Origin of the sequence: Sphingomonas sp. AP4-R1 (assembly GCF_013113735.1) — a bacterium.
In the GTDB taxonomy this organism is placed as follows: domain Bacteria; phylum Pseudomonadota; class Alphaproteobacteria; order Sphingomonadales; family Sphingomonadaceae; genus Sphingomonas_I.
In genome coordinates this window covers 3,202,566-3,216,033 of the sequence record NZ_CP053346.1, presented here as the reverse complement: position 1 = coordinate 3,216,033, position 13,468 = coordinate 3,202,566, and the positions used below count along the sequence as shown (strand labels likewise).

General features: G+C 59.3%; 11 protein-coding genes and 1 pseudogene. 7 read left to right on the top strand and 5 right to left on the bottom strand.

Going from position 1 to position 13,468, the window contains the following annotated elements; all coding sequences use genetic code 11:
- Positions 1 to 12 precede the first annotated feature (12 nt).
- Together HL653_RS14945 and traA are read right to left on the bottom strand one after the other, a co-directional pair.
- Complete coding sequence (locus HL653_RS14945) at positions 13 to 741, bottom strand: DUF6118 family protein (protein WP_171745226.1); 729 nt, start codon at positions 739 to 741, stop codon at positions 13 to 15.
- Between the two features lie 16 nt (positions 742 to 757).
- Positions 758 to 3,715, bottom strand: a complete 2,958-nt coding sequence (gene traA / locus HL653_RS14940) for a Ti-type conjugative transfer relaxase TraA (RefSeq protein WP_171745225.1) — start codon at positions 3,713 to 3,715, stop codon at positions 758 to 760.
- Between the two features lie 173 nt (positions 3,716 to 3,888).
- Between traA and HL653_RS14935 the strand changes: the two genes are divergently transcribed.
- Positions 3,889 to 4,194, top strand: a complete 306-nt coding sequence (locus tag HL653_RS14935) for a conjugal transfer protein TraD (RefSeq protein WP_171745224.1) — start codon at positions 3,889 to 3,891, stop codon at positions 4,192 to 4,194.
- Positions 4,195 to 4,216: 22 nt separating this feature from the next.
- On the top strand, positions 4,217 to 4,489 hold the full coding sequence (locus HL653_RS14930; RefSeq protein WP_171745223.1) for a conjugal transfer protein TraD: 273 nt from the start codon (positions 4,217 to 4,219) through the stop codon (positions 4,487 to 4,489).
- Here the strand turns inward: HL653_RS14930 and HL653_RS14925 are convergent.
- Both HL653_RS14925 and HL653_RS14920 read right to left on the bottom strand, forming a co-directional pair.
- Positions 4,444 to 5,967, bottom strand: a complete 1,524-nt coding sequence (locus HL653_RS14925) for a nucleotidyltransferase (protein ID WP_171745222.1) — start codon at positions 5,965 to 5,967, stop codon at positions 4,444 to 4,446. The genes HL653_RS14930 and HL653_RS14925 overlap by 46 nt on opposite strands.
- The gene (locus HL653_RS14920; protein WP_253716906.1) at positions 5,964 to 6,536 is read right to left on the bottom strand and encodes a hypothetical protein; all 573 of its coding nucleotides are present in this window, start codon (positions 6,534 to 6,536) and stop codon (positions 5,964 to 5,966) included. Before HL653_RS14920 ends, HL653_RS14925 begins: the two co-directional genes overlap by 4 nt.
- 550 nt (positions 6,537 to 7,086) lie before the next feature.
- Between HL653_RS14920 and HL653_RS14915 the strand changes: the two genes are divergently transcribed.
- Together HL653_RS14915 and HL653_RS14910 are read left to right on the top strand one after the other, a co-directional pair.
- Positions 7,087 to 7,551 carry a GNAT family N-acetyltransferase gene (locus HL653_RS14915; RefSeq protein WP_171745220.1) on the top strand — a complete coding sequence of 155 codons (465 nt, stop codon included), beginning with the start codon at positions 7,087 to 7,089 and terminating at the stop codon, positions 7,549 to 7,551.
- Positions 7,552 to 7,803: 252 nt separating this feature from the next.
- Positions 7,804 to 8,217 carry a hypothetical protein gene (locus HL653_RS14910; RefSeq protein ID WP_171745219.1) on the top strand — a complete coding sequence of 138 codons (414 nt, stop codon included), beginning with the start codon at positions 7,804 to 7,806 and terminating at the stop codon, positions 8,215 to 8,217.
- A gap of 142 nt (positions 8,218 to 8,359) precedes the next feature.
- On the opposite strand, the pseudogene HL653_RS14905 reads toward HL653_RS14910, so the two are convergent.
- Positions 8,360 to 8,647: pseudogene (locus HL653_RS14905) on the bottom strand (transposase); the annotation flags it as partial.
- Positions 8,648 to 8,920: 273 nt separating this feature from the next.
- Here HL653_RS14905 and HL653_RS14900 point away from each other — a divergent pair.
- From HL653_RS14900 to HL653_RS14890, 3 genes are all read left to right on the top strand, one after another.
- Positions 8,921 to 10,075, top strand: coding sequence for a YncE family protein (locus HL653_RS14900; RefSeq protein WP_171745218.1), 1,155 nt, complete (start codon positions 8,921 to 8,923; stop codon positions 10,073 to 10,075).
- Positions 10,076 to 10,550: 475 nt separating this feature from the next.
- Positions 10,551 to 10,880, top strand: coding sequence for a hypothetical protein (locus HL653_RS14895; RefSeq protein ID WP_171745217.1), 330 nt, complete (start codon positions 10,551 to 10,553; stop codon positions 10,878 to 10,880).
- 62 nt (positions 10,881 to 10,942) lie between these two features.
- On the top strand, positions 10,943 to 13,462 hold the full coding sequence (locus HL653_RS14890; protein WP_171745216.1) for a TonB-dependent receptor: 2,520 nt from the start codon (positions 10,943 to 10,945) through the stop codon (positions 13,460 to 13,462).
- Positions 13,463 to 13,468 lie beyond the last annotated feature (6 nt).

The following is a 13,468-nucleotide window of genomic DNA, read 5'->3' as shown; positions in this document are numbered from 1 at the left end:
AACCAAGTGCCGCTAAGTGCCATTTATGTTGCGCGCTCTGATCCTGATCGTGCATTGCACAGGCCGCTGGCTCTTGCGCGCATCTTGCTCGCAAGCGTCGATGGCTTCCCGATTGTCACGCCGCGTCTCGGCAGCGTCGGCGATGGACTGCCATGTCTCCAGACTGTCGGCGCGCATGATTCGAGTGCCCGCCTCCCATAGGGTCAACTCGCCAACCATGTGCCGCGCCATACGCTCCGGCATATGCCAGTCGTCGGGCAGTATGCGCGCCACCACGCCGGGAAGGAATGACCATAGCAGGCATCCCATCAACACGCCGCCGCCTATGGCCTGTAGCTGATGCTTGCGCTGCTCGTGGGTTCCGCGGACGATGCCGACAAGGCCGTGGATGATTCGCACTGCTTCCTGATGAGCTTCTCGCGCCTCCCTGATGGTCACCTTGTCGGTGCTGCGGGATTTCTCGGCCGCCGCGTCCATCCGCGCCGCCAGCCCTTCCGGGGTCAACTGCATGGCGGGCTTCTCGGCGATGCCTGCCAGCCCTTGCGCGACGGCGGCAAGGCGGGTGTTAATCTGCGTCAGCGTCGCACTGTAATCGGGAATGTCGATACTCGCCCGCTCGGCTGCCAGATGCTCGACCGCGCGCGCCATCATTGCGATACGGCCGTCCAGCCGCGCGAACGCCTGCGCAGCGGATTCCTCTTTGGCGGCGGGTTCGTTTAACAGTGACTGTTCGTCGTCCATATCGTCTTCTCCTTGTTTAGCGGCTCATGCCGTGGCTGATGTCCCGGCCGTGATCGAAGGGGACGGAATCAGCGAGGTCGCGCGATAGGTTGCGGCCCATGCTCTCGCCGATCTCAAGGCCAAGCTCGCGGCTGCGCAGGCCCAGCACCGATTCAAGCTGCGCGTCGCGCTCAAGGCTCTTCGCCATGTCGGCCATCTGCTGCGCGGCGGTCTTCGCGCCCCGAAAATTGCCGTCGCGCACCAACTCCTCATGGTGGCGCTGCAACTGCTGCCAGCCCTCCACGAATCTGTCGGCGCGCTGGAACGGGTCGATGCGGATTTCGGCCTCTAGCTGCATCGCCCGCAGCGCAGCCTGGCCTCGCCCTTCGGCTGCCTCCTGGACAAGCTCCGGGCTGCGCTCGAAGGCCGCGCCAAGATCGTCGGAGGCATGGGGCCGGACCGCGTCGAGGGCCTCTCTGGCGCGGTCCAGCGCAGCCGTCTGGTGCGGCATGGCCGCCAAGCCGGAATCGTGCATCCGTTCGATTTCTTGGCGAACCTTGGCGTAGCGCTCGACCGCGCCGCGCTGGCCACCCGCACGGACCGGCTCTAGCTGCGGTGGTTCGTCGCGCGGCGGCGCATCGGGCCGGAAGCCCTCGAACCTGTCTGCCTCGCGATGCGCCGCGATCTTCGGCCGGAAACTGTCGAAGATCCCGCGCGCCTTCTCCGGCAATTTGCGGATGATCTCGGCGACGCGCTCGCCAAACGTGATCCCGCGCCGCTCGGCGAACTGCTGCGCCGGGTCGGCCCGCTCGTAATCCGTCGCCATGTCCTTGGCGCGGTCACGCGACAGGGCGCGGACGAGCCGGGACTGATCTTTAAAATCGTCGCCGCCATAGTGAAGCTGCACGCCGTCGCGGTGGCGCGACAGGGAGACATAGGCCCCGTGGCTGTCCATGCCCGGTGTCGCGAGGACATAGGCGCGATCGACGGTCATGCCCTGCGCCTTGTGGATCGTGGCCGCATAGCCATGATCGAGGTCGCGATAGTCCTTTGTGTCGAACGCCACGGAATGGCCAATATCGGTGCGTACGGCCATATGGCGTTCGCTGACCTGTTCGACGGTGCCCAGTGTGCCGTTCTTCACGCCTAGCCCGCGCTCGTTGCGCAGGAACATCACACGGTCGCCGCTGGCGAAGGCGCGCGGCCCTCGCTCGGTCTTCACCAGCACATCATCGCCCAGTTCGCCGGAATCGCGCATCCGTCCGCGCGCCGCTTCATTGAGTTTACGCACTTCGTCATTTGTGTGGGTGAGCATGACGCGGCTGTCATCCGGGCGGCCCTGCCGCTCGCGGTCCCAGCGATCCAGCATGTCGCCCCGTGCGGCCTCGCGCGTGTCGGCGGCGTGAACCATGTTATGCTCTGCATAGGCTCGGATGGCTTCGCCGGTCCTCCCCGTCGCCAGATGCCGGGTGGCGTGCTGCTGCCAGCCTTCATGCTGTCGGCGAACCTCGGTGATCTCGACGCCGCCATGCCGCTCGTGGATCGACCGGGCCGCTGCCCCCGCTTCGATCGCCTGCAACTGCTGCGGGTCGAAGACCATCGTCACCTGTGCGCCCGCCGCTGCGGCATGGGACAACAGACGTTCCATCTGGCGCGTGCCGACCATGCCCGCTTCGTCGATCACCAGCATGACGCGGGGGTTGAGCAGATCGCGGCCCTGCGCCCAGCCATGCTCAATGCTGGCGATGGTACGCGACGCGATGCCGGAGCCGTTCTCCAAGCCCTCAGCGGCGATCCCTGAGAGCGCCACGCCGCGCACAGTGAGACCCGCCGACTCCCAAGCCTCCCGCGCCACGCCCAGCATCGCGCTCTTCCCGGTCCCGGCATAGCCAACGACCACGCCAAGCCCTCGTCCATCGGTCACATGGTCGAACGCCGCGCGCTGTTCGCCCGACAACAACAACCCACGTCGCTCCGCGCGCGCCAGCGCCGCTTCCCGCCCGCTCTTGCTGACGCTCTGCCGCTCGCGCTCCGCCAGCATCTCGACGGCGCGGTGCATTCGCTGCTCGGCCTCGATCATCTCGCGGCTGGTAAACCGATCCTCACCGCGCCCATCCTTGCCCAGGGCGACGAGATCGGGTGAGCCGCGCACCGCGCTCATTGCAGCGTCGAACTGCTCCTTGCCGTCCGAATGACTGTGGATGAACATCGCCATATCGCGGCGGGTGAATGTCGCCTGTTGGTGCGTGATCGCGTCGAGCGCCAGACGCGGATTCTCTATGATCCGCTCACCATTGCGGCGCGCGACCTCGCGATGATCCTCGATCCGCTCGGACTCAAGGCCGCGCTCGCCCATGCGCGATGCGGCCGGGCCGATCTTGCTTTGCGGCTCAAGGTCGATGCCCTGCGCCTGCAAACTGCGGTGATCGATGCGGGCGTCGATGTCGAGTTCGACAAGGCGGGTGTTGACATGATCGGCCCAGCGCTCACGCCATTGCTCGACATTTGCCGTAGCGTTCCAGTCCCGGACCTTCCGGCCGAAGCCATCCGGGCCAACCTCGCGCATGGTGAGCATGACATGGCCGTGCGGCTGGGCCAGACCATCCGGGCCGATTTCCCAATGCACGTTGAGGTCGGCGATCATGCCGGACGCGACAAACTCTTGGGCGACGAAATCGCGGGCAAGCCCGATGCCCTGCGCCTGCGTCATCTCGCGCGGAATGGCGAACTCGACTTCGCGGGCAAGCTGCGCGTCCTTGCGCTTCTCTTGCCGCTCGACATCGTTCCACAGGCGTTCGCGGTCGCGCCATTCCTCGGGCGCGTTGTCGGGCAGCAGCACTTCGCTATGCACGACGCCCGACTTGGCGCGGAAATCATGATCGCGATCGAGCCGCTCGTCGTGCAGCCGATCGCCCGCGCGATAGGCGGCGGCAGCGACGGCGCTGCGTCCGCTGGCGCGGCTGATGACCTTCACGCTGAAATGGTAGATCGCCATGGCGACATACCATCTACACTTCTGAGCGCACGTCGGCACGACGTATAAGCGCGCCCTTCTCGAAAATTTCTCGGACGGGACTAGGCGGTGTCAGACTGTCCCGGCGACTCTACTGCACTGTGGGCGGGTTCATCTTATCATCGCCGGATCACCACTCAACGAAAGACTTTGCGATGCGTAAACCACGGGATTTCGATTCGGAACTCAAGGCGCTGGCCGACAAGGCGAAGGCGCTCAAGGAACGGCGCGTGCATCAGCTTGGCGAACTGGTGGCCGCGACGGGTGCCGATACGCTCGACGCTGACACACTCGCCGGGGCGCTGCTCCACGTCACCACGGTGAAAGACGCCACCACACGGGAGGGCTGGCACAAGGCGGGCGCGGCCTTCTTTCTCGGCAAAGGCGGCAAGCCTGCGGGTGGACCTGAACGGGGTTCGAGCGGCTCTCTCCCGCTCGACGGCGGCGCGGCATCGGCTTGAGGCACGAAAGACGCGAACCGACATGCGCGATTGGGCCGTTGCTCGCCGGGAACGCACGCGGCATCTGATCGAACTCGGTGGCCTTGTCATCAAGGCGGGGCTGGTCGATCTGACCGACGATGACCGCGCCACCCTCTACGGCGCATTCCTGACGGTGGCCGATCGGCTGCGCGGCGACGAACGGGACAACGCGCTTGCCGTCTGGAAGCGCAAGGGAAAGCGCGCATTCGAGGCGGAACAGGGGAGCGATCAGCGCGGCACCTCCATGCGCACGGTGCCGTCCGGCATGGTCTGATATTCGATCGAGACGACCCTTGGCGGGCGGCTCTTGTCGCAATAGCGCACGGTGATGGTGTCGCCCCGGATCGCGGGGCAAAGACCGGAGCCGTACAGGACGTCCGCCAAAGCGTCGAAGGTTGTCGCCTTGGCGCGATAGGCCCCGGTCCAGCGCACGGCCCAAATATCCTCGGTGGCCTTGATCCGGTAGCCCGCGCGGTTCGCAATATCTCCTACCGCTCCCAATACCGTGTCCGCGCGCACATCGAAGTCCAGCACGGCGGAAGGGTCTGCGGGTTCCGAGCGAACGGTCTGCGCGGAATAGATCGAGCGCACCCGCCATAGCGCCGCCTCCGCACCGGCTAGAAACAGACATAGTCCGATCATCGCGAAGTGCAGGCTCCCGGCCCATTGCGTGAATCTCTGCGAATGCCAAAACCGGCGAACGTGAATGAGCCGGTTCCAGTGAACCCGCGATGGCGCGGTACGGCGTGCGATCTGCCATGTCCGTTTCAGCATGTTGGTGCATTGGAGGGGCTGTGGAAGCGTGGCCGTTGTCGCCGCTTCTGTGGGTGCCGGAAGCATGGGAGCTGACGTGTCCGCGATCAGCGCCGCTTGGTAATCGGCGCACGCCCGGACCGTCGATTCCTGCAATATCTCGACGCGCCCGAACGCCCACGTCAATTCCTGCGGCGAAATCCTGTAGGAGCGTCCGTAACGGGCCTCGATATAGGCACGACGGATACAACCGAAGGCGCGACGCTCGAATCGGGTTGCCCTCGGCCACGTCGCGGTCAGGTTGCTATCCAGCGCCTCGGCGGCTTCGCGCAGTTCGTCCAGTGCGTGGGTGCGCGGGCCATGAAGGGTGAGCGACCACAGCACGCACAGATAGAGATGCTCGCACGCCTGATGCAGCAACAGCGCCGTCATTGGCCCGTTACCCTGATCGCGATAGAAGGCCGCACCAGCGAGAAAATCGCTGCCGCTTTGGTGCCAGCGCAGATACTCCGCGATGCCACGAACGGCCCGTTCCCGCGCGGGCAGGTGGCGCGGCGTTTTGAGGCGCAACCCCTCCATCTGGTAGAGCGCTATTCCTCGTTCGGCGACCGAGACGAAATGTGGAACGCCCTCGACAAGAGCATGGTTGATTCGTTCGAGGCATTCGACGGAAAGACGCACAGGTCGTGCAATCTCGCCGAACTCCCATGCGCGGCGCAGACGGTCACGCACCAGCCGCCAGTCGCGTTCGCTGCGCGCGAGCCGTGGGTAGTTGACGATCGCCAGCAACCGGAACGCTTCTCCCGGCACGATATGCTCCCAATCCTGCTCGGCATGAGGGCCATGCAGGATCAGCGCAAGAATACGGCCCGCCCGATAATGTTCGGAGCATCTGCCCTTAGTCGTCTCGGCAAACGCCTCGAATAATATCGTCGCGACGTGCAGCAGTTCCTCCCGGATCGGGACGGGCAAGTGATCGGCGTCGGTGCGCAGCATCATGCCCGCGCCTCCCGACCGAAGCCGTCGCATCCCTTCGGGCGGGGATGGCCGGTCACGTCCGCCACGCGAGCCAACAAGGCGCGGATGAGACCGCGGACCCGATCGTGTTTCCACCCGCCATCGTCCATCGGCGGGTCGCCGATCAAATGGGGATAGCCCCATTTCCAATAAGGCGAGAGAATGACCGCCAGCCGCGCCGTCTCCGGGCAGTCATGCCCGAACCCCGTCGCATTGGCATAAGCGAGGGCCTTGGTGATGTCCTGCCGGATATGTTCGGCGTTCCACTCGTCGGCAAAGCCCACGTCCAGCAGATGCGCGCACAAGGCCAGCTTGGCGACGGCTCCCGCTTGATGCAGCGTCGTGCGGATATGACGGGGATCGGCGAAGAACCCCGCCTCGATGCCTATGAAGGCGATTTCCGCGCTGTGGTAGCGGTCGTGGCTTATCCGGCGTCCTTCCCGGCTGCGGCGTAGCAAGGCGGGCGCATCCTCGTAGCGGTCGTGCAATGCCGCCAGCGCCTTCGCCCAGGGCGAGGCGATCACCGACACCGCGACCGGAGCCGTCGCCATGTGGCGCAGTAAATTACGACGCGACGTGCCGCCCGTCGAATCACCCGGAGGACTTTCCCGTGAGGTCATTGGTCCGCCTTCTTCCGGCCGTCCCGAAGCGATCACGTGCTTCGGAAGGACTAAGCGGCATCGCTTATAACACTAAAGGCAGGAAATGTTCAATAACCGGCACCGCTTAATCGGCTTCCGATTGAAAGGGCCTGATACGCGGCTACGACGACAGGATGGGAAGGCCGCCGCTCAATGTGAAATCGACTAATGTCCGTTTGCCCGAAGGTCTTGGCGAACGGATCGATAAGCTGGTAGGACGGCAGCGCCGCGCCGCCTTCATTCGCGAGGTTCTAGAACGCGAGGTCGAGCGCCGCGAGAACGAGCAAGGCAAAACTGGATAAAGGGGACCCGCCGCATAGGCGCCACTTACCGTGATTTTCCTTCGGAAGCGCTGGCAACCCGCTACAACTGCCGGTCAGCAGTCGCCTCATTTCCTGCCGTTTATGATTGCCACGACGGCGTCCCATTGCTGCCACGATTATCAGCGACGCAACGTGCCATGACCATCATCAGGCACGCGATTTTCCCCGATGATACCGCTTCGGTGTTGAGCATCTGGCGTGAGTTCATCGCCAATTCCCCGGTGAATCTCGATTATCAGGGGAACGACGCCGAGTTTACAAACCTCCCCGGCAAATACGCGACGCCCAAGGGATGCGTGCTGCTCGCCGATCATGGTGGCAAGATCGAAGGTTGTATCGCGCTCCGCGAGGTCAGCGCCGACATATGCGAGATGAAGCGGCTTTATGTTCGCCCCAGCGCGCGGGGCCGGCAGGTAGGACACAAGCTGGTAGAGCGACTGATCGCGGAGGCTCGTGTCGCCAGCTATCGCGAAATGAGGCTCGACGTGCAGGAGAAATCCGTTTCCGCGCGGAAGCTCTATGCGGCCTTCAATTTTGTAGCGGCCGAGCCGGTTTCCTTCAACCCGGTCCCCGGCGCGTCTTTTCTTGGCCTCCCCCTGTAAAAAATTGGAAGCTATCGTGCTGAGAAAAGGACTTCTGTCACAAACGGGAGATTGGCACGATGAAAAATTTGGTCATTCCCCGTGTTCCCCGTTTTCGTGCCGCCAAACCGGCGTTAACCTGGTTCATCCAGAAATGGGAGTGCAGGCGATGGCTTTTCGAAAAAACCGCCTTTAGCGTTCGCGATTTTGATGTCGGCAACGTGCGCCGCACAGGGGCAGCAATCATCCACCAAACGGGAACCCACCGATTTGATGATCCGCCGGCTTGCGGGATTGCCGGCCGCCTCCGCCAATGGGCAGATCGAGATAATCGATGTCGGGCATGGCCCTTTGGACACTATGCTGAGTATCGTAGGGAATAAGACGGGAGCGGGCTGGTCGGTGTCTTATGCCTGTGCGATGTCGCCACATTGCGGCGCTTCCATCGATCATGATGCGAGAACCTACGCATTATCGCCCGAATCTGGGGCCGAAATCGATCGCATTTTGGCAACCTTGAGGTCGGGCGTAGAGCCGGACGGTCAGTTGCCTTCGCCGAACTTTATCGGCGAGCAGCTTCTTGTCACGATCAACTATGACGGGTTCAAAGGCGATTACCGTCGTGTGGGTGCTTGGGGCAAAACGCTCGGCCGCCTTGAAACATTGATGGAGCCACCCGCATCATAATCTACGGCCGATCGACACGCCAGGAGACAACCTCTAGAATACGCACTGAGGCAAACAGCAGGCGTGATCATGGCCCTGGCATCTGGAGCTGCGGCCAATGCCGCGACGCCCGAAGGCGTCGCGGCATTCGTGCGCGATCATCATATGCGGATGCCTTGCGCAGGATCTCGTTGGCCTGTCGCAGCTCGCGGACTTCGCGCTCCAACGCTTTCATCTTGTCAGCAACTTCGGTCGGAACGCCAGCGCGCTTGCCGCTGTTCACCTCAGCGTTCTTTACCCACTCATGCAGTGTCTGCGGAACGCAGCCGATCTTCTCCGCAATGGAAACTACCGCTGCCCATCGCGATGGGTGATCGCGCTCGTGATCCAGCACCATCCGTACCGCTCGCTCGCGGACCTCGGGCGCAAACTTGTTCGTCGTCTTGCTCATACAGGCTCCACCTTCTCAGGAGTTGGAGCCTCCGACAAACCCGGGGCGGTTCAGATAGTGAGTTCCCAGAACGGGTTCGGCCCAATGTCGCGAAAGAAGAGATGCGGAGTAGCGAAGGCTTTGCTTTTTGCTGATCGTCGCCCTCTCACCAAAAAAAGTGGCTCGCATCCAAGCCATTTTGCGAAAGAGAGATAGAGCCTCAGTGTCGCCGCCATCTGGTTTGCGCTAGACACTCAGGCGTTTAAACGCTGCAGATCGGTGTGGGAGTTTTCAATGCGGCGCCTTCGCCTAAGTGCATACGCTGTGTTAGCGATGTTTGTCGGCACCGCCAGCCACGCCTCGTGCATACGTCTGTCCGGCGATCAAACGATCAAGCTGCCAGGACGCCCATTCGCATCAGTGTCATCGTCCGACAATTGCCAGATTTTTGCTTCTCTGGTGCAGGACCGAAATGCCGGCAGCATCGCTGTGCTATCCAATAAGAACGGCAAATTCGAACTCACGCGTATCGTACAGACCCCCATGGGCTCGGGAGGGGGGCTCAAGCTCTCTCATAATGGCGATTTGCTTGCTGTCGCCGCCAAACAGGCTGTCATACTGCTCGACGCGCATATCTTGGCCAATCCCGATGCGGCGCGTGATCCGATAGTAGCCGTCGTCCCAGAAGGAGCATTCGGCGCGCTATATCCCCAATTTTCTAAGGACGACTCGATCCTTTTTGTGAGCGAGGAGCGGAACCAGAGTGTAGTGGTGATTAATGTTGCCAATGCCGTTCAAGGTCGAACTAACAAGGCTATCATCGGCCGCGTGCCAGTGGGGCAGGCGCCAGTCGGCCTCGCTTTGTCTCCCGATGGGACCAAGCTATTTTCCACTAGTCAAAGCCTAGGCGGTACGGGGCCCTGCCGCCCCGAACAGGGCGCGGAAACACCATACGCGGAGGGCGCTGTTTTTGTAATCGATACCGCTCTGGCAATAGCCTCTCCTGAGCGGTCAGTTATCCGGATAGAAAAAGCTGGCTGCAATCCTGTCCGCGTCGAGATATCATCAAGCGGGCAATACCTTTGGGTCAGCGCACGGAGCGATGGCCGCATCCTCGCCTTTGACGCAGATCTCATCGCTCGCCCCCTAATAAGATCGGCCCTTGTTAAAACGCTGGTGGTTGGCAGCTCCCCAATCGGATTGGCCATCAGCCCGGACGGGCGTCGGCTTTGGGTCGCGAATTCCGGGCGCTACGATTACACCGCCGGAAGTCTGACTCTGGTTGAACCTGCTGACCCGTCTAAGGCTAAGGCCGTGAGCGAAATTAAGGTAGGCAGATTTCCAAGAGACATAAGTTTCATGCCAGACGGCAACGCTCTGGTAATATCTCAATTTGGCGAAAACGAGATTTTTATAAAAATGGCCGAAACGGACAAAACGATCCGTTAATACTCGATATTTTGAGTCATGATCCATTCTTGATCGAATTCTCTGTCCTATAGTCTTTTTGGATTGCCGAGATAAAATATTGGGGCATTCTCCATTTTGTACGAACGCATAAGGCAGTTACCCTTCCTTGGCGTCAGGATGCCATATGCCGCGCGGGTATAGTTACCCGCGACGCATAGTGCCGTGTTGCGCTCGGATTTCGCGGAGGGAATACATAGTAAATGCACTCTACCAGCGGCGATCACTCGAAGTGCCTCATGATCTTATGAGCAATATGTCAGATAAAAAGTCAGTCTGCCTGAAGGAATGTAGTTTGATTTTCGTTATTTGAGATGGAATTCTAAAGCTCAATACGAATTATTATTTCACCGAAAAAAATAACAATCCAAATCGGATCATACATCTTGATGCTGTATAGTGAGAATTATAACTTCAAAGTGCTGAGACTTGTTTCAGTATTTTGAAGGAAAATGGGGTGAAAAAATTCCTTGTTTCAAGCGCGATACTATTCGCGTCGGCGCTCTCTACACCATCAATTGCAGGAATCGCTGCTGAGCAGACGAAGTTCGGTTACTACTTTAGTGACGAGCGCTGCTACGACTGGAAGGGGCCAAATGGCGTGACTTACAGCGTCGTTTGGGTCGGTCGAACCAACTTCCTCGATTGTGGCGGTGGATCTGAGGTGTTCAGTGACATCTTCCATCAAAGCTCGTTTCCTCTGCCAGACTATGCGTCATTCGCCACTACTTGGGGCGGACCTTATGCAAGTCTGATGACCTACACTGGAACCCCACGATCCGACTAAGCTGAGAGCGCCCGTTCGTTCTGCAGGATACGAGCGGGCGCAATACAAATCGGATAATCAGATTGCTCAACTATCTGTCGCTACTTGCGCCTGCGCTGATTGCTGCGGCGCAGGGCGTCAACATTGGCAGCGCGGAAAGCGTGCAAGCCGGGTTTCAAGCCGAACCGATACATCAGCCCCTCGAAATCGTGGTTACGGGCGATCGCAGCACGCAGTCCACTGCCGATGTTGCCACTAAATTCGATCAGGACGAGATTTCATCTCAAGGCACGGACAGCATCGGTGAACTTCTCACGCGGTTGAGCCCCTACATCGACCCCGAAGGCCGTGAGCCCATTGTCTTAGTAAACGGGGTTCCGATCGGCCTTGATAAGGCGCTGCTAAAATTCCCGCCGGAGGCCCTTTCTGAGATAACGGTTCTCAAGCAAGGCGCGGGAACCCAGTATAGCACCTCAGCGGGACAGCGCGTCGTCAATCTTGTCTTGAAAGCGAAGTTCCGGCGAGTCGATGCAGAGATAGCCTTCAACGCAGCGACAGCCGGTGGGCAAGATGGCGCAGGCCTCTCTGCAACGTATAGCGCCATCAAAGGCGATACGCGCTGGAGCGCCGAGGCTCGCTCAAACCATCAAGGCGCGCTCTTGCGAAGCTCGCGCCAGTTTCCTCAAAACCCGATCCCATTCGGCCCAACCGGATACATCGTCACGCCATCCGGGGGTGAGATTGATCCCTCATTCAGCCAGATGGTGGGACACGCCGGGTTGATTGCAATACCCCCGGAGGAAGCCCAAGCGGCATACGAAATCTCAGACTTCCGAGAATCCGCGAATCCATCTCTTCTGCGCAATCCCGACATGTTCCGGTCCCTTAAGCCTGCGGCGAGTAGCGCTGGACTCGACTTAAGCGCGGCGCGTCGCTTTGGAAAAGTGTCGGCAACTTTGTCTTTAGGGTTCTCGCGCGACAGCGACAACAGTCAGCTAGGAGTTCCAATGCTGTCTATCATCATACCAAAGGGAAGCATGTGGTCCCCATTCAAAAGTGATATAGACCTTCATCGTCCATTAAATAGCGGCGAGCCACTTCTGGCGCGAAATCTGCAAACACAAAAATCTATTTCAGGAAGTTTATCCGGGCGCCTTTATGGGGTGAGTGCATCAATATCTAGTTCATTTTCGACCTCAAAATCGACAAATAGACTTCAATCACAATATGTTACAGAAGTCGATTATGCTTCATCAGCGTTAAATGACAATATTAACGATAATCCATACTCATCAGCTTTTAGTAGTTTGATAAAATCGAACTACGAGCGAGCTCTCTCTAGCAGTTTCTCGCTAGATGTAATGGCGAGGGGTAACGTGTCGTTCATCTCGCCTCTCATTTCATGGACCGTCAATAACTCTCTCCTCGACGCAAGAACAAGGCAGACCGAGCCAAATGACGATAGGGCCGCATACGCAACGGCAGGTGCGCATCGATCGATGCTCGCTACTCAGTTATCAATTGGCGCTCCGGTCTCACGGATACTCGGAATCGCCGACAGTGTTGGAGATTTATCTTTTAATATAAAGTTCGGGCGACGCGCCATTAGTGGGCAGAGACCATTGTGGAACTCCGCATATGAGATATTTTGGTCGCCTATATCAGCCATTCAAATAAGTGCATCAATTGAACGTCTTGCCTCGACGCCAACCATAGCTCAACTGAATGGCCAAACCACGTTCGTGCCACAATCGGTGTTTGACTATACGCGCCAAGAGCCCGCCGAAATAATCCGTGCTTCTGGTGGAAATCCAAATCTCCGGGGTGGCTCGCAATTGAGACGGGTGGTCTCCGCATCGATACAGCCTGAATTTTTGAAGCTCGTTACAGCGACCGCATCATATAGAACATCTCACCTTCGTGATGCTATTGCCCCTTTTCCGGATCTTACCCAGGAGATAGAGCAAGGATTTCCCGAACGTGTCTCACGTGATGCAAATGGCGATCTGATCGCAGTCGATATGCGTCCCATTAATATTTACAGAGATGTTTCAGACGAGATCGGAGCTAGCGTTTCCTTTCGCTCTCGTCGAACTCCCTCAAGCACACGATCATCGCGGGAGAAATCCGAATCTATTGGATCACCTTTGAACTTTGGAGCATCTTTCGCTTATCAGGCTACACTTGCATCCAGATTTATTACTAAGGCTGGCTTGCCGATCGTAAAACGATTGAAAGGCGGGCAGGGATTGCCTCGCCAGTCGATTGCCCTGCAAATGAACACAGGAACTCCGGCGTTTGGCGTCAGTCTCAATGGTCAATGGAGTAGTGACGCCTTCATAGGTGTTGATGCGAACCGTCTTCGGGTGAAGCCAGCGATGATATTAGGTTTATCTATGTTTGCCTATCCTGATAAATTGATCGGGCATTTGACCAATAGATCTCTTGCCGGCCACTGGAAAATGACATTCAGTGTTCAGAACCTTTTCGACCGCTACCGGCAGCTTTTGGACAAGGATGGAGATTCTGCCCCCGGATACTCGCGTTACGAAGTCGATCCTGTCGGCCGCACAGTGCGTCTGACGATCCGCAAGCAGTTTTGAGTCGCT